General features: G+C 45.8%; 20 protein-coding genes. All 20 read left to right on the plus strand.

Annotated features, from left to right (window positions below):
- Window positions 1-7 precede the first annotated feature (7 nt).
- The 20 genes from J3L18_RS21970 to J3L18_RS22065 all read left to right on the plus strand — a co-directional run bounded on the left by J3L18_RS21970 (window position 8) and on the right by J3L18_RS22065 (window position 19603).
- Complete coding sequence (locus tag J3L18_RS21970; RefSeq protein WP_112571012.1) at window positions 8-673, plus strand: hypothetical protein; 666 nt, start codon at window positions 8-10, stop codon at window positions 671-673.
- Window positions 670-1335 carry a hypothetical protein gene (locus J3L18_RS21975; RefSeq protein WP_112571010.1) on the plus strand — a complete coding sequence of 222 codons (666 nt, stop codon included), beginning with the start codon at window positions 670-672 and terminating at the stop codon, window positions 1333-1335. The genes J3L18_RS21970 and J3L18_RS21975 overlap by 4 nt, the downstream gene beginning before the upstream one ends.
- 56 nt (window positions 1336-1391) lie before the next feature.
- Window positions 1392-2174, plus strand: coding sequence for a hypothetical protein (locus J3L18_RS21980; protein WP_112571008.1), 783 nt, complete (start codon window positions 1392-1394; stop codon window positions 2172-2174).
- A complete protein-coding gene (locus J3L18_RS21985) occupies window positions 2171-3328 on the plus strand; it encodes a TraJ family protein (RefSeq protein WP_112571006.1) in 1158 nt (385 codons plus the stop codon). The genes J3L18_RS21980 and J3L18_RS21985 overlap by 4 nt, the downstream gene beginning before the upstream one ends.
- Window positions 3329-3408: 80 nt before the next feature.
- On the plus strand, window positions 3409-4023 hold the full coding sequence (gene traK / locus J3L18_RS21990) for a conjugative transposon protein TraK (protein ID WP_112571004.1): 615 nt from the start codon (window positions 3409-3411) through the stop codon (window positions 4021-4023).
- A complete protein-coding gene (locus J3L18_RS21995) occupies window positions 4001-4414 on the plus strand; it encodes a hypothetical protein (protein WP_112571001.1) in 414 nt (137 codons plus the stop codon). Before traK ends, J3L18_RS21995 begins: the two co-directional genes overlap by 23 nt.
- A 6-nt stretch (window positions 4415-4420) precedes the next feature.
- Window positions 4421-5602 carry a conjugative transposon protein TraM gene (traM, locus tag J3L18_RS22000; RefSeq protein ID WP_112570999.1) on the plus strand — a complete coding sequence of 394 codons (1182 nt, stop codon included), beginning with the start codon at window positions 4421-4423 and terminating at the stop codon, window positions 5600-5602.
- Between the two features lie 51 nt (window positions 5603-5653).
- Complete coding sequence (locus J3L18_RS22005; protein WP_112570997.1) at window positions 5654-6448, plus strand: DUF4138 domain-containing protein; 795 nt, start codon at window positions 5654-5656, stop codon at window positions 6446-6448.
- A gap of 17 nt (window positions 6449-6465) precedes the next feature.
- On the plus strand, window positions 6466-6681 hold the full coding sequence (locus J3L18_RS22010; RefSeq protein WP_112570995.1) for a hypothetical protein: 216 nt from the start codon (window positions 6466-6468) through the stop codon (window positions 6679-6681).
- A 25-nt stretch (window positions 6682-6706) separates the two neighbouring features.
- The gene (locus J3L18_RS22015; protein ID WP_223266072.1) at window positions 6707-12142 is read left to right on the plus strand and encodes a helicase-like domain-containing protein; all 5436 of its coding nucleotides are present in this window, start codon (window positions 6707-6709) and stop codon (window positions 12140-12142) included.
- A 15-nt stretch (window positions 12143-12157) separates the two neighbouring features.
- The gene (locus J3L18_RS22020) at window positions 12158-12820 is read left to right on the plus strand and encodes a hypothetical protein (protein WP_112570991.1); all 663 of its coding nucleotides are present in this window, start codon (window positions 12158-12160) and stop codon (window positions 12818-12820) included.
- Between the two features lie 64 nt (window positions 12821-12884).
- Window positions 12885-14885 (plus strand): type IV secretion system DNA-binding domain-containing protein, encoded by a 2001-nt coding sequence (locus J3L18_RS22025; protein WP_112570989.1) that lies wholly within the window; start codon window positions 12885-12887, stop codon window positions 14883-14885.
- Window positions 14882-15301 carry a hypothetical protein gene (locus J3L18_RS22030; RefSeq protein WP_112570987.1) on the plus strand — a complete coding sequence of 140 codons (420 nt, stop codon included), beginning with the start codon at window positions 14882-14884 and terminating at the stop codon, window positions 15299-15301. Before J3L18_RS22025 ends, J3L18_RS22030 begins: the two co-directional genes overlap by 4 nt.
- 55 nt (window positions 15302-15356) lie before the next feature.
- A complete protein-coding gene (locus J3L18_RS22035) occupies window positions 15357-15761 on the plus strand; it encodes a hypothetical protein (protein ID WP_112570985.1) in 405 nt (134 codons plus the stop codon).
- A gap of 22 nt (window positions 15762-15783) precedes the next feature.
- Window positions 15784-16191: a hypothetical protein gene (locus J3L18_RS22040; RefSeq protein WP_112570983.1), complete on the plus strand. Its 408-nt coding sequence runs from the start codon at window positions 15784-15786 to the stop codon at window positions 16189-16191.
- Complete coding sequence (locus J3L18_RS22045; protein WP_112570981.1) at window positions 16188-16652, plus strand: M23 family metallopeptidase; 465 nt, start codon at window positions 16188-16190, stop codon at window positions 16650-16652. Before J3L18_RS22040 ends, J3L18_RS22045 begins: the two co-directional genes overlap by 4 nt.
- Complete coding sequence (locus tag J3L18_RS22050; RefSeq protein WP_112570978.1) at window positions 16609-17787, plus strand: zincin-like metallopeptidase domain-containing protein; 1179 nt, start codon at window positions 16609-16611, stop codon at window positions 17785-17787. The genes J3L18_RS22045 and J3L18_RS22050 overlap by 44 nt, the downstream gene beginning before the upstream one ends.
- 1 nt (window position 17788) lies before the next feature.
- The gene (locus J3L18_RS22055; RefSeq protein ID WP_112570976.1) at window positions 17789-18559 is read left to right on the plus strand and encodes a DUF4099 domain-containing protein; all 771 of its coding nucleotides are present in this window, start codon (window positions 17789-17791) and stop codon (window positions 18557-18559) included.
- Window positions 18560-18573: 14 nt separating this feature from the next.
- Window positions 18574-19161 carry a hypothetical protein gene (locus tag J3L18_RS22060; RefSeq protein WP_129567797.1) on the plus strand — a complete coding sequence of 196 codons (588 nt, stop codon included), beginning with the start codon at window positions 18574-18576 and terminating at the stop codon, window positions 19159-19161.
- Window positions 19145-19603 carry a PH domain-containing protein gene (locus J3L18_RS22065; protein WP_112570972.1) on the plus strand — a complete coding sequence of 153 codons (459 nt, stop codon included), beginning with the start codon at window positions 19145-19147 and terminating at the stop codon, window positions 19601-19603. Before J3L18_RS22060 ends, J3L18_RS22065 begins: the two co-directional genes overlap by 17 nt.
- The last annotated feature ends 44 nt before the right edge of the window (window positions 19604-19647 follow it).

The raw sequence follows: 19647 nt of genomic DNA on the forward strand, positions 1-19647 counted from the left end.
GATTTTTATGAAAAAAATATTAGCCATTTTAACCCTATGGACAGGTATGGGATTACCCGCTTTAGCACAGCAAAAGATACTTGACATCCCAGCACTCCACCAACTTGTTGCTGAGTCGGAATCTGAAAACAATCTTCAGGTAAAGGCGAAGAATCAACAGGCGGCGGCAACAGCAAACGAACAAGCTAACCTTACCCTGCTGGACAAGATGAAAAAAATGTACCGCACTTTGCAACAGCGATACAATACCCTTGGTACCGCCATCAACATCGCCGACATCGGGATTTATGCGACACCCATGGTGGAACGCATCGTTAGTAATCAGTCGCAGATCGTCCAACTGGTGCAGAAAAATCCTGCATTAATCGCCATCGGTTACCAATCTGCCTTGCAATTTGCCGGTCAGGCAAAAAGCCTGGTAGCTTATGTGACCGGGCTCAGCCTATCACTGGGTGATGTGAACCAGATGAAAGCCTCCGATAGAAAACTGCTTTTTGATTTTGTAATTTCTGAATTAAGCAACATCCAGGACCTTTCCGGAAACATGCTCAATATGATGCAGTATTCCAGCCTCGCCTCGTTGTTACGGGCCGCAAACCCATTTCAGAATTTTATAGATGCCGATAAGTCTATCGGCAGTGATATCATTCAAAATGCCAAATACTTAAAATGAAAAACTTATGGTTTGTCAGCGTGCTACTGATATGTTTCCAATATGTAAAGGCGCAGGAATACGTGATCGATTACCAGCACCTGATTGCTGTTTCCCAGAATGCCGCCGTAAGGAGCAGCGCAGAAGTGACCCATGACCAGTATCTCGGCAAGATTAATAATAACATCAATGACCTGAATACCAATGTAGGTTCCGTAGTCCTCGCGCAAACTATGATCTATAATGGGCTATCTAATGTCAATTCAGCTTTAAAGGACGGGCTTGCAGTAAAAAACATAGCGGTGATCATTGCTGACATGACGGGGTATATTAATCAGGCATTGGCGATGGCCAAAAGTGAGCCATACCTACTCGTCTTTGCCGGGAATATGGCTTCTGAAATGCGAACGAGGTCACTGGCATTGGTAACCGATGTTTCCGGCTATGTACTCAAAGAGGGCAACAACGTTTTGGCAGACTATAACTCCCGCGACCAGCTATTAAGCAAGGTTATTACTCAATTGCAAATATTGGACGGCTTAGCCTATGGTACCTGGAAAGCCATGTACTGGGCAAAGGAACGCGGCGTTATCGCTTCGCTCAACCCGTTTGCCAATTTCATCAGTCAGGACACCCGGATTGTTGATCAGATCATTCAAAACGCTAAATATTTACACCAATAACCATCAGTCCCAATAGTTGGATGATGCTTGAATACACTTACAAAAACAATTGAATCATGAAAAAATTCTTAATTCCACTGCCATTTTTAATGCTGGCGCTGATACATCATTGTTTCGGCCAGGCCGTTGCGCAGGATAAAGCCGTCCGATACCAGGAGGAACGTATGGTCTACCTGCAATGGGACCAGAATAAGTTTGAACCCAAAGCGGGATTTCTAAGTCTTAACCCGTATTACTGGCTCACCTGGGGGCTGTTTCATCCCAATTATCATAAAACAGACCTCCGACCACTTAGCGCAGCCGGACCACAAACACAACGCCTTGCGTTAGTTGCAGCTATGAATACAACAGATAATAAGTATAAACTCCAATCAGATACAGTTAGGAATACCGCATTATCCGAAATCGCCAATCAATCAGGACTGATTTCCGATGCAGACCCTTTATGGCAACTCTATTACAGCAAAGAGCTGAAACCGGTGCTTAATTATTCAATGGCGTCCATCTTAGCCGGACTCGCCCCCCAGGTCAGCACAAAACTGGTTTCCGAAGGCTTGTATAGCTGGTACAAAAATGAGCTGGACATGTTAAAGGAACGTATCAATGCAGCTCATACGACTACGATGGATCGTGGTGCGCGCATCCTGGCTTATCACCGCTACCTGATGGAATACCGCAGGCTGGCCGGAGTCTGGGCAATCCGAACCTCATCGGCGCAAGCCACGCTAAATATGACCGCCCAACAGCAGAAGTTACAAGCTGGACAGGTTACCGTCACCAACTGGACGCCACAAACAGACATCCAGATCGCAAATAAAGTTTTACAACATCTGCAATGAAAAGGAAAATAATTTTAGCAGTACTGCTATGTTTATGTATATCCGCAGTATTTGCCCAAACAACAACCAATACCGACAATACCAAAACTTTGCAGTTTCTACAGGGCGACGGGGTTTATGAAGCCGGTGTAATGGTTTTTTTAAAAGGGCTTAAAGATTCCGTATGGACGCATTTCGGCCTGTTTATTACAGATGCTAAAGCACTTGCCGCCATATTTATGATCATCTTTTTTGCCATTAAATCATACGAAATGATGGTAGGTGACAAGCAATTGGAAATTATGCCGTTGTTACGGCCGTTCGGTTTGGCAATGGTTATATTATGGTGGGGCGCGTTCACTAAGATGATCGCATTCCCTACTGACCTGGTGACTAATCAAACGGAACAGATGTTTAACAGTGAGCAAACCATTGTTGATAATTTGCGGCTAAACAGGTCAAACCTGATGCTTGCTGTTGCCAATTCCCTATATACTTATCAGGCTCAAACCGAGGTCGCTGAAAAAGAAAGCGACACCTGGTATGGACAAGCCTGGGATTCGGTAACCAGTACCGTTAAGGAGGGTATCAGCAGCGTTGTTTCTCCGTTACTTGAATTAAAGAACCGGCTTACCGTGGGTATGCAATTGCTCTTTACACAACTGCTTGAACTATTGGGCATATGGATCTTACGTTTGGCCGTGTACATCATTTTTATGATACAGATCATTTACTCCTCTATTCTGATTATTCTTGGCCCTTTCGCTGTAGCCGTGAGCATCCTGCCGGCATTCCGCGATAGCTTCAGCACCTGGATCGCCCGTTTTATTTCGGTTAACCTTTATAGCGGGATAGCTTACCTGATCATGTATCTTACCGGGCTAATGCAGGAATATGCCTTAACTTCAGAAATCAGCAAGTACAAGGAGCTGGTTGGTGAAAATGGATTGAGTGCCAATCTCGAAAAGATGGCCTGGTTTGCCGGTAATGGCATCTTATCCTTCGGTACGGTAATTATTGTATTTCTGATTGGCGCTATCTGCATGTTCACCGTGCCCAGTATCTCTACCTGGATCATCTCGACCTCCGGTATCAGTTCTGCTACCTCCACTTTTGGCCGCAGCGCAGGTACCGTGGTAAGTATGGCCAGGAAAGCAACCGGCAGCTTCTTTTAAAATCTTCATTTCTCTTTCTCCTTTGATGTCAGGCTGATCCGCAGGTGCGGGCCGGCCTTTTCTATTTAACGCTTTTAATAATGATCATAAAAAATATAGAAGCCAAAATAAGGTTAGCCACTTTCATTGCAGCCGGTAGCCTGCTGACTTCGCTCATCATTGTCGGTATAAATTGTCTTTATGCCTACAAAATGGTTTCCAATGCACAGAAAAGTATTTATATCCTGGATAATAATATCCCGATTCTTGCCCGCCAAACCGATGTGCAAATGAACCGCCCCGCTGAATACAGGGCGGATGTTGACCTTTTTCATTCCCTTTTCTTTTCCTTAACCCCGGATGATAATTACATGGAATACCAAATGAAAAAGGCCATGTATCTCGTCGATCAATCCGGGATGGAGCAATACAATAATTTGAAGGAAAATGGTTTTTTTAACTCTATCCTTTCTTCAAGTTCAGTACTAACCCTGCAAACAGATTCCATTTGGGTGGATTTTCCTAAACATTATTTCCGCTATTACGGCAAACTTAAAATTGACCGCCGCAGCTCTACGGTGGTCCGTTCCCTGATAACGGAGGGGTACCTGAAGGATATCCCGCGAAGTGATAATAACCCGCACGGAGTCCTGATCACCAATTGGAAAACCCTTGAAAATAAAGACCTGCAAGATGTGGAAAAGAATACATTCTAACAGAGATCCCAGGGATACTTTGTACAGCGAAATACATAAAGAATTTGATAGCTATTTCGCTATTGCCGGGAACGCAGCCAGGCGCCTGGCAAATGCCTACCCCAGGTTCATTATGGGTGCCATGATCTTCCTGATGGCACTATCATTCGTGTTGTCTTTTACTGTTTTTCGCAAATCCGAAAAAGCCAATATAACCGTTGTCAAAAAAGTTAACCCGGTGGAGGATGGCTTTCGCCAGATCTTACAGGCGACCGGCAATATCCGGGAAACCATGAAACTTAAAAAGCTGGTGGATAGCCTGACCGCCAAAAAACAGCTTTCAGCAGTAGACAGCACTTTACTGGATAGTGCCCTTGATCGCCTATCCAAAATTCACCAAACACTTAAATAGAAAACGATGGAAATTAATTTTAAGCAGCCTAAATATATGCTGCCGCTCATCCTGTTGCCCTTTTTATGTCTTTTCTTTTATGTCTGGCATAGCGGGTTTTCCAAACCAAAGCAGGCAGTTAGCGAAAAAGTCGGCTTGAATGGTTCTGTGGGTAACGTTTCAGCGGATGTCCGAAAGAAACAATTGACGGATAAGCTCGACGCCTACAGGAGCACCTACAAAGAGGCCGATGGCTTAACAGCCGTAAATGTGATCCCTCGTGAAAATTCAAGTAACCCCGCTTTTAACAATGACTATTCTGATCAGCAAAAGAAAAAGCTGGATTCTATTCAGCAAGCCATGAAGCTAAAGTTCGGTACAGGTAATTCTACGGGTGTGAGGCAAGAACAACCAACAGGCTTATCACATGACCAGCAGGTTGCCAAAGCAATTGAAGCAATGCAACACAGGCAGGCTAATCCCTCGCATCCGGTTGTTGCTGTAACGAAGGAAAAAGATCCGATGGAAGTTTTCAAAGCACAAATGGCCATCATGGATAGTATCAATAAAGGGAATGACCCGGCCTATAAAGATGAGTTAAAGAAAAAACAAGCTGCTGATAAAGTTGCCAAGCTAAAACAAAGCCAGGTCAAACTTTCGGTTGAAAAAGCTGATGCCATTTCCACGGACTTTAATACCGTTCTGCCGGATAAGGAGCCTGCTTTTATTAGTGCAGTGATCGACGAAAATGTGACCGGGTATGCAGGATCACGTTTACGGTTAAAACTGTTGGAAGATATTAAGGCAGGTAATAGCCTGATTAAAAAAGGCACTTACCTTTTCGCCCTGGTCAGCGGCTTTACAGAGCAGCGTGTTACGCTGTCGGTAACATCCATCCTGTATGACGGGAAGATCCTTCCTGTCAAATTGGATATCTATGATATGGATGGATTACCCGGCCTGTATGTACCATCATCTGCATTTCGTGACTTTACGAAAGATTTGGGTAGCAATTCCGTGCAGGGCGTAACCATAGATGGCAGTTCCGGTAATAGCCAGTTTATCATGAGCTCGCTGGATAAAGTATTTCAATCCACCTCATCAGCCATCGCCGACCTCATCCGCAAAAACAAGGCGAAGCTTAAATACAATTCCTACCTCTATCTGATCGACACCGACGCGTTGCAAAACGCCCAAAAGTCCTATTAACTGAGCAGTACTCATTTTGACTGTATACGATTATTAAAAACATAAATAAACATGAAAACGATCTTATTATATCTATTGGTGCTATGCGCCCCATCACTTTACGCCCAGAATAAACTACCCGTAGTTTACCTCCCGGAAAACCTGACCATACATTTCGTTTCTCCCGAGCCTATACAATATGTAGATATTTCAACCAAAGACCTGGTTGGTGATTTACCGCTGAAAAATGTGCTGCGGTTAAAATTGCGCGATTCTCTAAAAAGCTTTTTAGGTTCCGTGGTTACTGTCGCGGGCGAAAAATTTATTGCGCAATACAAGCTATTGCCGGGTTTTCCGGGTGTTCCCACAGAAATCAATATCGTTCCCGAGGATATGAGGCCGCTGGATATTTCCGGAATCGGCCTATCTCAAAACCAATTAAAAGGTTTAGCACTCAGCCTGATTGCCAAAAGCCCTGATAAGCGCATGGAAAAGGTAAAAGCCTTTGGCATCAAAGGTCAATTAAACCATGTTTATACGGTTGGCGATTATATTTTCCTGGATATCGGCTATCATAATAAAACCAACCTGAAATACGACATTGCTGATTTCCGGTTCAAGGTGGATGATAAAAAAGTGACCAAGGCAGCCAATAACCAATCGGTGGAAGTTAAACCGGAGTTCGTGCTGTTTAGTCCACCCGCCTTCTCCAAAAATTACCGGAACATCTTTGTATTTAAAAAGATGTCATTCCCCGGGAATAAGGTGCTCCACGCCGAACTGAGCGAAAAGCAGCTTTCAGGCCGCGTCGTGACCCTGAGTATATCTTACCAGGACATACTGGATGCAGATACGCTCCCTAATTAATTCCTTTATAATTTATTATGAATGATTCCATAGCCTACGATTATGTAAAGCTTGTGTTGGAAGAGGAGTTTATCAGGGCCTACCTGCGCTTTTCCAACCACGGGATTCTCCACTACGAGCTTACTAATATCCTCGAATTATGCGCGCCTTTGATCAAAGGCCTGGACGAGGACGACCGCTTCTTAAAATATGAAGTGATCGGCACCATAGCAGATTATTTACAGGAGGTGTGATATGGCATTTAATCCGGTTCGGAAGATGGCAGACAATATTGCGGCCATCCGGATAGCGCTGGACTTTTCCGGCCAGCAACTCTCGCTGGCAGATTTAGAAACACTAAAAAAATACGCCGGTTTCGGCGGTCTGAAAGCGGTGCTTTTTCCTCCGGGCGAAATAAAGGGATGGGAGAAATTCGGGGCCTCAAAGGCAGACCTAAAGCTATACCCCCAGGTCATGGAGCTGCACAGTTTGTTACAGGAAAAGCTGACTGCTAAGGAGTATAAGGAAGCAATAGATGCTTTAAAAAGCAGCTCTCAAACGGCCTATTATACACCAGATTACATCCCCCGGGCGATTTATGCCGCTATGCAGGAAAGCAGTATCGTTCCAAAGCGCCTATATGAACCAAGTGCAGGTGCCGGTGTTTTTGTTGACGAGGCGGTACAGGCCTTTCCTGATCTTGAAAAAATAAATGCCGTGGAGAAGGATATCCTGACCGGCAGAATATTGACCGCCATTAGTTCGGTGCATGATATCCCGGTCGAGGTGCAGATCAAAAAGCTGGAAGAAACTTCCGTTACTGAAAAAGCGCAATCTGACCTGGTCATCAGCAATATCCCTTTTGGCAAGATCGCTGTTCATGACCCTGCTTACAACAAAAGCGGTATCTCCGCCAAGGTGCATACCTACTTCTTTGCAAAAGGATTGGATAAGATCAAAGATGGCGGCATTTTAGCTTATATCGTAACCGATGCGTTCCTGAATAACCCATCGAACGAGACCGCACGCAAATATTTATTTACTTCAGCAGACCTGCTAACCGTCGCCGTGTTGCCTGCCAACCTGATGAAGGAACATGCCAATGTCGAAGTGGGTATGCACCTCATCCTTGTACAGAAAAATGACGCTAAGGATATACTTACCGAGGCTGAAAGCCAGCTGATCGAAACGGTGGAAGTAGCAAACCCCTTTGGCAAATATTTTCTGAATGCCTGGCTAGCCGATAAAAACGAATTGGTCTATGCCGACGAAGTTATTGAGGGCACCAACGCCAGGGGAAAAGCCGCAAGGATCGCCTGGCAAAACGGTGACATGCAGGACATCGTCCCTTTATTAAAGGAACAACTGATCGCAGGGTTTACAAACCTCAACTATGCCAAATGGGAGGCCATCTCTTTTGACCAAAAACAGGCACAACTTAGCCAGTTTACCTTTCTGCCGGTACCAGTCTTGGAAAAAAAGTCGGAAAAGCCCACATTAAACTTAGGACAGTTGGGTTTGTTTGATGCACCGGTAACTAAACCCGAGGATAACAAAGCGGTGGCATACCTCGACGACCTGGATAAACAATTCGTAGATGCCGGAACTGCACGAATTATCAGCACCATCAGGACTACCGGCAAGCCGCAGCATGACAGCATTGTCCTGGTGACCGCGCGCGCCAAAGCGAATAATAAGTATAGCTATAAACTTTTTAGCAACCTCTCTGAAATTTCATTTCCCGCAAAATGGATGACTGGGTTAAGCCTTGGTCAGGAACTGGACGCACTTTCACTAAAGCTAAAGCATTACGGTCATGATTACCGGTATGAAGGTGATGCTACTTTAGAGCCCGCTTTCAAATTACTGCCGGACAGGCCAAAGGCTTTTACAGACCTGAAGCCCTTTTATACCAGGGATACGCTGGTCATATTTCAGGGCAAGCTTGGTCTCATCGGTGAACCCCACAATTTTGAGGCGAAATTTAACCCGCTCGATCCGCAGCCAGAGCTACCGTTCTATGAGGATTATTTGACGCTGCGGGATATTTACCTGGAACTTTCCGGCTACGAAAATGAACACGCGATCCAGTTCCCCGAGCTGCGAAAGTCACTTAACTTTTATTACGATGCTTTTTTAGCCAAACATGGCGAGCTCAATAAAAATGCAAACCGGAACCGCATACTTAACGATGCGGCTTTAGGCTTTAAAACGCTGTCCTCGCTGGAAATAAAGGAGGGCGAAAGGTTTATCCGGTCGGATATCTTTTACGGGCCGCTTTTTCAGCAAAAAGAAATGCTGAAAACCGATGACCCCGCCGAAGCCCTGGCCCGCTGCCTGAATGATACCGGTCGCGTGGATCTTACGCTGATCTGCCAGATCACTGGGTTAACCGACGATGAGGCCATCATTCAACTCGAAAAACAAATTCTGTTAAACCCCGAAACAGGATCGTGGGAAACAACGGACAACTACTTGTCGGGCGATGTTGTCGCAAAAATGAAGGCTGCCGAAAACCTTGCCGAAGAGCAGCCGCAAAACTTACAGTTCGCAAGAAGCCTTGCTGCTATCCGGCGGGTGCAGCCGGAGCGAATACCTTTTGAAAGGTTGGATTTTAACCTCGGTGAGCGTTGGGTGCCTATCGATTACTATCAGCGTTTTGCAACCGACCTGTTCAAACTGGATACAACGATCAAGTACCTGGGTTCCTTAGATGATTATAAGGTAAGCTACGGCAAAAAAGGCAACACGATCACTAATGAAGAGTTTTCCGTAACGCCCAAGGAAAGCAATAAGGTTACCGGCCGCACCTTACTGGAATATGCGCTGCTGAACACGAATCCGCATTTTACTTACCCGGTAGAACAATACGGCAAAACGGTAAGGGTGCCCGACACCGAGGCCATTCAAAATGCCCACCGGAAAATCGATACCATAAGGACACGTTACCTGCTATGGCTGCTCGAACTTCCCAACGAGGACAAACAGTATTTAGAGAAGCTCTATAACGATACCTATAACTGTTACGCACTCCGGGAATTTGACGGCAGCCACTTAACATTTCCGGGGCTTGACTTTAAAGCCTTAAAGATCGCTGACCTGTATCCCTCCCAGCGAAACGCCGCCTGGCGCGTTATCCAAAATAATGGCGGCCTCATCGATCATGAGGTAGGCTTAGGTAAAACGCTGACAATGATCATTGCCGCCATGGAAATGAAAAGGCTCGGCATCGTGCATAAGCCCATGATCATTGCCCTAAAGGCCAATGTGCAGCAGATAACGGACACCTTTCGCCTGGCTTATCCCAAAGCCAAATTGTTGGCGCCGGGTGAAACCGATTTTGAACCGGCAAAGCGCAAAAGGATCTTTCACGAGATCAAAAATAACAATTGGGACTGCATTATCTTAACGCATGACCAGTTCGGAAAAATACCACAAGCGCCGGAAATACAACGGCAGATCCTCGAAATTGAACTGGATAACACCGAGCTTGATTTATTGGCCGTTCAGGATGCCGGTGAAGAAATAAGCAAGGAAATGCTTAAGGGATTGGAGATCCGCAAGGAAAATCTCGAAGCTAAACTCAAAGCCGTCATCGAGGCGATAGAGCAACGCAAGGATACCGGGATCAATTTCCGGGAAATGAACGTAGATCACCTGTTTATTGATGAGTCTCATAAATTCAAGAATCTGACGTTCACGACCAGGCATACCAAAGTTGCCGGTTTAGGCAATATCGCCGGTAGCCAAAAAGCCCTCAACATGCTTTTTGCCATTCGCACTTTACAGGAGCGCTTCGATACCGATCTATGCGCTACTTTCCTTTCCGGCACGCCGATCTCCAACAGCCTGACCGAAATGTATCTGATCTTCAAATACCTCCGGCCGCGCGAGCTGGAAAGGCAGCGAATTTCAAACTTTGATGCCTGGGCGGCAGTTTATGCCCGTAAAACCGTCGATTTTGAATTTACGGTAACCAACGAGATCAGGGCAAAAGAGCGTTTCCGCCACTTTATCAAAGTCCCGGAGCTGGCCATGTTTTATAACCAGATCACCGATTATAAAACGGCCAAACATATCAATCTCGATAAGCCGGATATAGAAGAGACCCTGGTGAACATTAAGCCAACGCCGGATCAACAGGATTTTATAAAGCGGCTGATGGCCTTCGCCAAAACTGGCGATGCCACCGTGATCGGTAGACGTCCCCTGACCAGGGATGAAGACAAGGGCCGCATGCTCATCGCCACCAACTATGCCAAAAAAATGGCGGTAGATATGCGCCTGGTCAATCCTGATAAATACGGTGACCATCCCGGCAACAAGGTGAATGTCTGCGCCCGTAATGTTGCGGAGATCTATCATGAAAGCACGTCGCACAAAGGCACGCAGATCATTTTTAGCGACATCGGCACCCCAAAGCCCGAAGAGTTTAACGTGTATGACGCGCTACTTGATAAACTGGTAACGGACTTCGGTATCCCGGCAAACCAGATCACCTTTATCCATAACTGGGCTACAGATAAGCAACGTAAAGAGCTCTTTAGAAAGATGAACGCCGGGGAGATCCGGATACTGATCGGCAGTACCGAGAAAGCCGGTACCGGCCTAAATGTCCAGGAACGTATCGTTGCCATGCATCATCTGGACATACCGTGGAAACCCTCAGAGCTGGAGCAACGCGATGGTCGCGGAGCAAGGCAAGGTAACTGGCTGGCCAAGAAATTTTACGGCAACAAGGTCAGGAATTTCATTTACGCGGTGGAGCAATCACTGGACAATTACAAATTCAACCTGCTTAAAAACAAGCAGATCTTCATCAGTCAGATGAAAAATAACCAGTTGTCTGTACGTACACTCGACGAAGGAGCGATGGATGAACAAAGCGGCATGAGCTTTTCTGAATACATCGCCATATTATCCGGCGACACTTCCTTACTGGAAAAAACCCGTTTGGAAAAGAAGGTTGCTGAACTGGAAGGTTATAAAGGCGCACATTTCAAAGAGGTTTCACGAAGCCGCTACCTGTTAGAGGATCTGGAGAAGAAAAGCCGGGAAACCGGGCAAACACTGGAACTTGTTCGTAAAGATGAAGCTATCTACAGGCAGGTATTAAAGCTTGACGAGGACGGAACAAAATTAAACCCCTTAAAGCTGAATGATGGTGTTTATTCAGATCCGGTTGCCATCGGCAATAAGCTGATCGACCTGTATAAAAACTGGCAGCCAACGGACTTCACCAAGCCTGAACTTCATTTAGGCGAATTGTATGGCTTTGACCTCTATATCAGGAAAAAGCTGCAAACCGTTGAAACCGGCTTTTCCAGCAGGATCGAACATGTTACCTCACTTTATGCGGAAAGCCGCGCCACAGGTATTAAGTACATGCAGAATGGCGGGGCACCAAATATCGACAACCCCAAACTGGCTGCGCGCTATTTCCTGGATGCCATCAATAGGGTTATCGGTATGGCCGAACGCTACGAAAAGGAAGTGGACGGTATCGATAAACAGATCCCCGAGGTCAGAGAACTTTCCCTACGGCCATTTGACAAGGAGTATGAGCTGGCCTCACTGAAAAGGGAAGTGGAAAAACTGGAGTTGGAGATCAGTCAAAAGATCGCCGAAAAGGAAAAGCAGGCACAGGCCGAACAGTTAAAGATCGAACAGGAACCCGAGGAAACTGAATCAGTAACGGTTGCTGTCAGACGCTGATAATCATTAAAAATCATGAATGAAACAGGTAACTATAGCGGCCCTTTCCCGGTAATTGAGCTGGAGGGCACTTCATTTTTTGTAAACGGTTATTTAATGGCGTTGGTCCAGGTAGACAAACCCGAAAATCAGCTCGATCTTTTCGACATGATGTGTTTGGAGGATCACTATGAGTTATGGTACGATACCGATAGCAAACAGGTATATGACGGCCCGCTAACCGGGGAGATACCTGAACAGGTAAAACTATTTTGGTTTTACCCCTTTGACGCGATGGACCCGCAGGGAAGAAATGCCAGGCTGGATGAAACACGGCCGGGCTGGCGCAAGGATTTTCCGACAGATCTTCCGGTGATACAGATCGCCGGAAAGGACTTCTTTGTTGACGAAAGGCGTAAAGCTTTTCGCGATATCGAAAACTGCTGGAACATGATCTATTTCGCTGATGTGTTTAAGCGGGATGGTAAAACGGGTATCTACATTGATACAACTGTCGTCCAGGTGCCGTTCCCGCATGAGTTTGATCCGTTCAACCCTCCGGCTGTTTTTCCTGAACATATCATTTTTGCCGAAGTGCCTGACGGCCATCAACTGGCTACTTTGCTGGACTTACATCAAAAGCAAAAACTGCTTAGCGATAATAATGAACAAAATGAACAACGAAAGATTGGGCGTTAGGTTCATCCATTATCACAAGCCACCGCAAGTTCCGGTGGCTTTTTTTATTTAATACCTTTTTATCATGGAAGAAACCAGGGAGCAGCAAAAACTGCATGGTTTTTTGCAGTGCGCCATTTACCTGTCCATAGCTTTAGAAGCGGCCATTTTTATTTATCATGATGCTCCTTTCTGGGGTATTTTTAATACCCCGCTCGACAAGATCAGCCGACTTGTTATTTACGCTGACCTGGTCTACAGCAAGCTGTCAACGTTTGGCTTGATCTGCCTGGTCAGCATTGGTACGCTGGCAAAAAAGAAAACAGACCTCGACCCTAAAAAACATATCATCTACCCGCTTACGGCCGGTCTGTTTTTGTTCTTCGGCAGCCTTGTTTGCAGGGGGCGTGCGTCCCCATTGGCATTCGCCTATACCAGCTGGTATGACCTGCTGTATATGGCCTGCTCATTCACGGGAGCGCTCCTGGTAAGCCTTTCGATGGACAATATTTCCAAGTTCATCCACTCAGGATTAGGCAAGGATAAATGGAATACGGAAGCGGAAAGCTTCATGCAACAGGTTAAGCGGATCGACACACCGTACTCGGTCAATATTCCCATGCTTTTTTATTACAAAGGCAAGGTTCGGCATGGCTGGATAAACATCTGCAATGTTTTTCGTGGCACGATGGTCATCGGTACCCCAGGATCGGGTAAATCTTTTAGCATCGTTAATCCCTTTATTCGTCAGCTGATTGCTAAAGAGTTTGCCGTATGCCTATATGATTTTAAGTTCCCTGACCTCGGACATATTGCCTACTATCATTACCTGCTGGCCAAACAGAACGGCAAGCTGAAAGGCTTTGCCTTTCATGTCATCAATTTGAACGACATCGAAAAAAGCAGGCGTATCAATCCCTGGCGGGCAGATTATATAAAATCACTGGCTGATGCCGCTGAAACTGCCGAAGCGCTGGTAGAAGCCTTAAAAAAGGGTGACCGCTCAGGCGGGAGCGACCAGTTCTTCACGCAGTCCGCGATTAATTTTTTGGCCTCCTGTGTGTACTTCATGAGCAAATACAAAGGCGGCATCTATTCCAGTTTCCCGCATGTGCTGGCGCTGCTTAACCATTCGTACGAAGACATCTTTAATGCCCTGACCTCCGAGCCGGAACTGCGTTCGCTATTGTCGCCCTTCATGACGGCTTATAACGCCAAGGCAACTGACCAGTTAGAAGGGCAGATCGGTACCCTTAAAATATTTATAAGCCGCCTGGCGACCAAGGAAACGTATTGGGTTTTCTCCGGCAATGACTTTGACCTTAAAATATCAGCCCAAGAAAATCCCGGAATGCTGGTATTGGCCAACGACCCTAACACCCAAAACATCAATTCGGCCTGCTATTCCATTATCATCAACCGAATAACCAAACTGATCAACACCAAGGGCAACCTGCCCTCCGCACTGATCGTGGATGAGGTACCTACTTTATTCGTTCACCGGGTCGAAAATTTAATTGCCACTGCCAGATCCAATAAAGTGGCTGTGCTGATGGGCTTGCAAGAACTTCCTCAGTTCAATCAGCAATACGGGAAAGATACTGCCGCAACCATTACCGCCGTGGTCGGAACCGTCTTGTCCGGCTCTGTAAGGAATAAGGAAACCCTGGAATGGCTGGAACGCCTCTTTGGTAAATCCAAACAGATCGGTGAAGGGTTGTCTATCGACCGCAACAAAACATCTACTTCGCTGAATGAAAAACTGGAGGTGCTTATTCCTGCGGGAAAGATAGCCTCTCTCAATTCCGGCGAGCTGGTTGGCGTCATTGCAGCCGATGCCCAGGAAAAATATACGGGCGCTTTTGAAACATCTGCGGTCAACTGCCGCATCAATCTCGATATGGAAGAGATCCGGCGGGAAGAAATGGGATATAAGTCCCTGCCCACTTTTTATGACTTCGGTGGTAAAACAGATGAAAAACTGCGCCAGAATTTCAACCATATCACCCAGCAGATACAGGAAATGGTATTGGCGTTCAAACCGCCGCCATCTGCTTCACCAGTTAAAGCATCCATGAAGAAATGAAAAAAGATTCAAATGAGATACAGCTACCCGATTACCTGTTGGTACACCCTGATCTTAAAGATGACCCGGCAAATAAACAGGGTGAGATCGGCTTTATAACGGCAGCGATCCTAGACACGGACGAATTTTATGTAGGTTTTGACGACCACGAGGTTGGTTTTTACAGTGCCAGTGCGCTGCTTACATTCAAAGAGCCCGGCGAAATCTACGATTTATTACACCAAAAAGCGCTGACACTATCCGTTGACGATTTTAAAGACCTTAAAAATATTGCCCTCTTATTGGATCATGGAACGGAAAAACATGTCCGCACTGCAATGGAGCTGGTTAAAAAGAACGGTGGCATTCATGATGCGGTAACCATTGGGTTAGACCAGTTTCTTGGGATAGACCAAACCAGGGGCCTGAAAAGATAAGCCCCTTAGGCCTTCCGGCCATTACAAAACCTAACAAAACATTTAAAACAATAACATGAAACAGGAAGAAATTACGGGTTTAATAGTCATGGTCAGCCCGGTCCTTTGGACTTCCGACCACGTTGGCCAGATCGGCATCATTGAACTTGCCGATTTTGAAAAAGATAAAATTTGGGTTGGATTTGAGGACGAGGAAGTAGATGCCTTCAGCCCGAAAACACTGTTTATCCTGAGAGCTACTGAGGAGCTGAATGAATTGGCAGAAACTTACAAATCTGTTCAATGGCCGCCTGTAGCTAAGAATTTACAAACCCTGGCCTTGCTTCAAGCATCCGGGTCGGCCGAACAACTGAAAAAAGCCTTTATACTCCTACAGGACGACCCAGAGCTTCATCGGGTGGCGATCATCCGCTTAAATGAGGCCCTTGACCTCACCCCAGCCCGAAAAATCGGCAGGTAACATCTTAAAACATTTTAATATTATGGAAAATCAAACTTTAGCCGGAACACTCGTTTTGGTGCAGCCGGATATGGAAAACGACCCTGACGCAAAGCGGGGACATATCGGTGTGTTAACACTTACCTTTTCGGAAAAGGAAAACTATGTAAAATTTCCCGAAGGCGGGGAGTCCTATTTCCCAGCAGAACAGGTGATGATGCTTAAAGATAAGCAGGCTGTCTTCAATGACCTGACGAACAATGGCTCATCAATGCCGCTTGATGATTTCAAGGCCATGTATAAAATTATGCTATTACAGGACAGGGGTACTTCCCAGGCCTTGTATTCTGCGCTGGCCATTGCAAACGATAATCCTGGCATTCAGGAGAGGGTATTAGAACCCATTATCCCAACCCAAAAACAGGAGCTGTCCAAAACCTACAGCCGATGAAATTACTGATCAGTCTTTGCCTGATCTGCCTGCCACTCAAACACCTGCAAATAAATTCCGATTTCGGATACCGTATTCACCCGCTAACGGGCAAATATGCCCTGCATCAAGGCGTCGATTTCAAAGCCCGAAGTGATACGGTTTATGCCATTCTTGACGGCTATGTCGGATCGATAGGATATAACAATGGCCTTGGAATTAACATTTGGCTGGAACATGGTGATGTTGAATCAATTTACGGTCACCTCAGCCAGATTTTGGTAACCGTTCAGGAAAGCGTGAAAGCTGGCGATGCCATCGGCATTACCGGCGCTACAGGCCGGGTGACGGGTCAGCACCTGCACTTCAGTATTTGCTACAGACACAAATACATCAATCCAATTAATTTTTTATATGAACTGCTAAAAAACCAAGAAAATGAGCAAAAATTTCAAAGCACTGCCGATCCAGCTTTCAGATAAGCTGGTTGCAGAAATTAAAGAGGGTAATTCCCTGTTTCAAAAACCGGTAAAAGAAAATGGCATGCCTGCCTTTGTCAAACCGGTGAATCCCATTACCGGCAAAGGCTACAGCGCAATGAATGCGCTGATCCTTGGTATGCAGCGCCATGACGACCCCCGTTGGATGTCAGCCGATGCTGCACGTTATGCCGGGAATTGGGTCAAAAAGGATGAAAAAGGCACGATGATCGAGTTTCCGAAAACAAGCGATATTCAGGCCATTCGTACTGCCGAGGGCAAGGTTATCAAAGATGATGCGGGCGTAACACAAACCAAAACTGTCGAGTTTGATAAGCCGCAGCGTGGTCAGGCTTTTTTGTTCAATGGAAGCCAGTTGAATGACTTACAGCCATTAGAAGAATTTTTGGCCAAGCAAAATGAGGGTCAAACCCTGTCATCCATCGAGCGTGCGGCCAAACTGATTGAAGACAGCAAGGCAGTGATCATCCATGGCGGCCAGGAAGCGTATTATGACAAACAGCGGGACGCTATCTTCCTGCCGGAGGTTGAACAGTTCGAGAATGAAACCAAATACTACCAGGCTGCCATTCACCAGCTGGCACATTGGAGCGGCCATGAAGACCGGTTAAACCGTCCGATGGAGGGCAAGTTTGCCTCCCTGGATTACGCCCGTGAAGAATTACGTGCGGCAATTGCAGGAATCCTGATCGGTGGTGAATTAAATATCGGCCACAACTTCGGGCAGCAAAAGGCTTATATGAGCAATTTTGCTAAAATCTTAAAGGATGAGCCTTTTGAAATTGCCAAAGCTTCCAGGGATGCGCAAAAAATAGCCAACTTATTATTGGGTGTTTCCCAAAAGCGGGAACAAAAGCAGGGAGCCGAGATGCCTGGTTTTAAGAAAGGCGACGAGATCGCTTATATGGATACCACCTATAAAGTGCTGGAAACCTACAAAACCAAGAGCATTAAAGTGGAAGATGGCGAAGGCGCGCGTAAAGTACTAAAGCCGGATTACGGACTTTATAAATCCTTACTGGAGGCGAAAACCAATCCTCGTGAACCGGAAATGGTTTTAGAGGAAGAACAGGGCCAAGCCGAGGAACAGGGGCAACAACAAAAAATAGGGCGTTAACATGAACCCGATAAAGTTTCACGAAGATGATCTCCCGGTCAAGGATCTGGAGACCATTGGACTGGCCTCAGGAGGTCAGCTCCTGTTAAACGTCGATGACCTGAAAGCCTTGCTTTCAGGTCGCCGCACAAGCTTAATGGAATTGCATGACCTCGAAGCCGAAAATATCAAGATCAAATCTATCAATGCGAAGATATCATTGAAACCTAATGAAAAGGGCCAGCTTGATCTTTTGATCCATCCGATTTACCGGGATGCGGAGATCCCTGATCTGTTGACCAATAATGAAGCCCTGCAACTGCAAAAGGGTGAGGTAGGCAGCGTACTAAGAATTACCCTCGATAACCATGGCAATAAAAAGGAAATGCTCGTTGAATTTGATCCGGAAACAAAAGAGTTTATCGTTTCGGATACGGAGAAGATCCTGGCCCCTGATATGGTCAATAACGAATTCCTGACCCAGGCTCAAAAAGAGAACTACCGGAAAGGCAAGGAAGTGCAGGTACCGGACGGCACCCGCTTCAGCTATTCGGCAATAGACAAGCATGGCATCCGCTCCAATAAACTGGCACTGGTTGCATCCATCCTGATGGATGGCGGTTTATCCTATATGGTTTTTAAAGGGCTGAATGCCTTATTCAACCAGAAACGTGACCAAAAGGCTGCTGAGAAATTGAGCCCCGGTTATTACCAAGCGATCAAGGATATTGAGAATCAGCACGGATTTAAACCGCATCAGTTTGAACGCTCCCAACATCGCAACGGCAGATAATACCAATGAACACCATGTTAACAAGGCTTGGAGTACCACCGGAACTCCAGGCCTTTTTTAATATTGACGATGATTTGGACTTTGATTATTGTGATGCGTATGAACATTGTGGCGAGGGCTTTCATAAGATTCCGACAACCCAAAATCTTTGGGTGGCTGGAAATAACACCGCCTCAACAGTGATCATTACCTATTCCGTAATGGAGGCCATCGCGTTTCTAACGCTTCACCGTCACCGGTATCCACGGTTGGAGCAATTGGCAGTCGTGGCCATTGGAAACAGATTTTATAAAGAACAGGCCAATTGGATCAGGGAGAACTTTCGCGGGAGAAAATTTGTGCTTGTTTTTGGTAAAGACCTTATTGGTCATCTCACCGATATCAAATTAACAGCCGGAATAAAGAATTTGAACATTAGGATATTTCATTCCGAAAATCAAATTTTGATTTACCGGGGTAATTTATTTCGGGCCTTTGATCAGGAGCGGATCTCCCTTCATGCTTTCCAGGAAGCCTTTAGTATTCGGCCACGTTTCCGAACCGGTAAGCCGGTACAATCATTAACTTTTTTAGATCAATTAAAACATGACGCAGAACGATGATATTTTATTAAAGCCAGCAATGCTGTTTGCATTCCTGAAGGCTTTGCCGCTGATGTTGCTGGCCATCACTTTTCTCTTACTGGCCTGGTGGCTGTCGCCTTATTTTATCCTTTTCAGCCTTGCGGTTTGCGGCGTAGCCTGGTACCGGCTGTTATACATCCGCAGTTTTCAATATTTGATCACTACGGAGTATATCCGCATGACGCGTGGTATATTCTTTAAGCGTGTTGACCAACTGGAAATGTTCAGGGTGAAAGATTACATAATTACCCAATCGTTTATTCTCCAACTATTTAAACTCATGTACCTGACACTGAAAAGTACTGACCCTGAAAACCCAGTAATCCAGTTTATAGGAATCCCTGAATCTGCCATCACCGACACCATCAGGGATAGGGTGCAACAGTCTCGTCATCACAATAATATTTACGAATTAAACTGATATATACTTGAAAATTGCTAATTTAATTAGTAATTTTAATCAAT

It is taken from the genome of Mucilaginibacter gossypii, from assembly GCF_017569325.2.
Classification (GTDB): Bacteria; Bacteroidota; Bacteroidia; order Sphingobacteriales; family Sphingobacteriaceae; genus Mucilaginibacter; species Mucilaginibacter gossypii.

Bases quoted from the DNA above. Each gene is read 5' to 3' on its own strand.
- J3L18_RS22060 (WP_129567797.1), top strand. From the start codon at position 18,574: ATGTTAACAAGGCTTGGAGTACCACCGGAACTCCAGGCCTTTTTTAAT.
- J3L18_RS21970 (WP_112571012.1), top strand. From the start codon at position 8: ATGAAAAAAATATTAGCCATTTTAACCCTATGGACAGGTATGGGATTA.
- J3L18_RS22035 (WP_112570985.1), top strand. From the start codon at position 15,357: ATGAAACAGGAAGAAATTACGGGTTTAATAGTCATGGTCAGCCCGGTC.
- J3L18_RS21995 (WP_112571001.1), top strand. From the start codon at position 4,001: ATGTGGAAAAGAATACATTCTAACAGAGATCCCAGGGATACTTTGTAC.
- J3L18_RS22030 (WP_112570987.1), top strand. From the start codon at position 14,882: ATGAAAAAAGATTCAAATGAGATACAGCTACCCGATTACCTGTTGGTA.
- J3L18_RS22065 (WP_112570972.1), top strand. From the start codon at position 19,145: ATGACGCAGAACGATGATATTTTATTAAAGCCAGCAATGCTGTTTGCA.
- traM (WP_112570999.1), top strand. From the start codon at position 4,421: ATGGAAATTAATTTTAAGCAGCCTAAATATATGCTGCCGCTCATCCTG.
- J3L18_RS22040 (WP_112570983.1), top strand. From the start codon at position 15,784: ATGGAAAATCAAACTTTAGCCGGAACACTCGTTTTGGTGCAGCCGGAT.
- J3L18_RS22050 (WP_112570978.1), top strand. From the start codon at position 16,609: ATGAGCAAAAATTTCAAAGCACTGCCGATCCAGCTTTCAGATAAGCTG.
- J3L18_RS21975 (WP_112571010.1), top strand. From the start codon at position 670: ATGAAAAACTTATGGTTTGTCAGCGTGCTACTGATATGTTTCCAATAT.
- J3L18_RS21980 (WP_112571008.1), top strand. From the start codon at position 1,392: ATGAAAAAATTCTTAATTCCACTGCCATTTTTAATGCTGGCGCTGATA.
- J3L18_RS21985 (WP_112571006.1), top strand. From the start codon at position 2,171: ATGAAAAGGAAAATAATTTTAGCAGTACTGCTATGTTTATGTATATCC.
- J3L18_RS22055 (WP_112570976.1), top strand. From the start codon at position 17,789: ATGAACCCGATAAAGTTTCACGAAGATGATCTCCCGGTCAAGGATCTG.
- J3L18_RS22045 (WP_112570981.1), top strand. From the start codon at position 16,188: ATGAAATTACTGATCAGTCTTTGCCTGATCTGCCTGCCACTCAAACAC.
- J3L18_RS22025 (WP_112570989.1), top strand. From the start codon at position 12,885: ATGGAAGAAACCAGGGAGCAGCAAAAACTGCATGGTTTTTTGCAGTGC.
- J3L18_RS22010 (WP_112570995.1), top strand. From the start codon at position 6,466: ATGAATGATTCCATAGCCTACGATTATGTAAAGCTTGTGTTGGAAGAG.
- J3L18_RS22005 (WP_112570997.1), top strand. From the start codon at position 5,654: ATGAAAACGATCTTATTATATCTATTGGTGCTATGCGCCCCATCACTT.
- traK (WP_112571004.1), top strand. From the start codon at position 3,409: ATGATCATAAAAAATATAGAAGCCAAAATAAGGTTAGCCACTTTCATT.
- J3L18_RS22020 (WP_112570991.1), top strand. From the start codon at position 12,158: ATGAATGAAACAGGTAACTATAGCGGCCCTTTCCCGGTAATTGAGCTG.
- J3L18_RS22015 (WP_223266072.1), top strand. From the start codon at position 6,707: ATGGCAGACAATATTGCGGCCATCCGGATAGCGCTGGACTTTTCCGGC.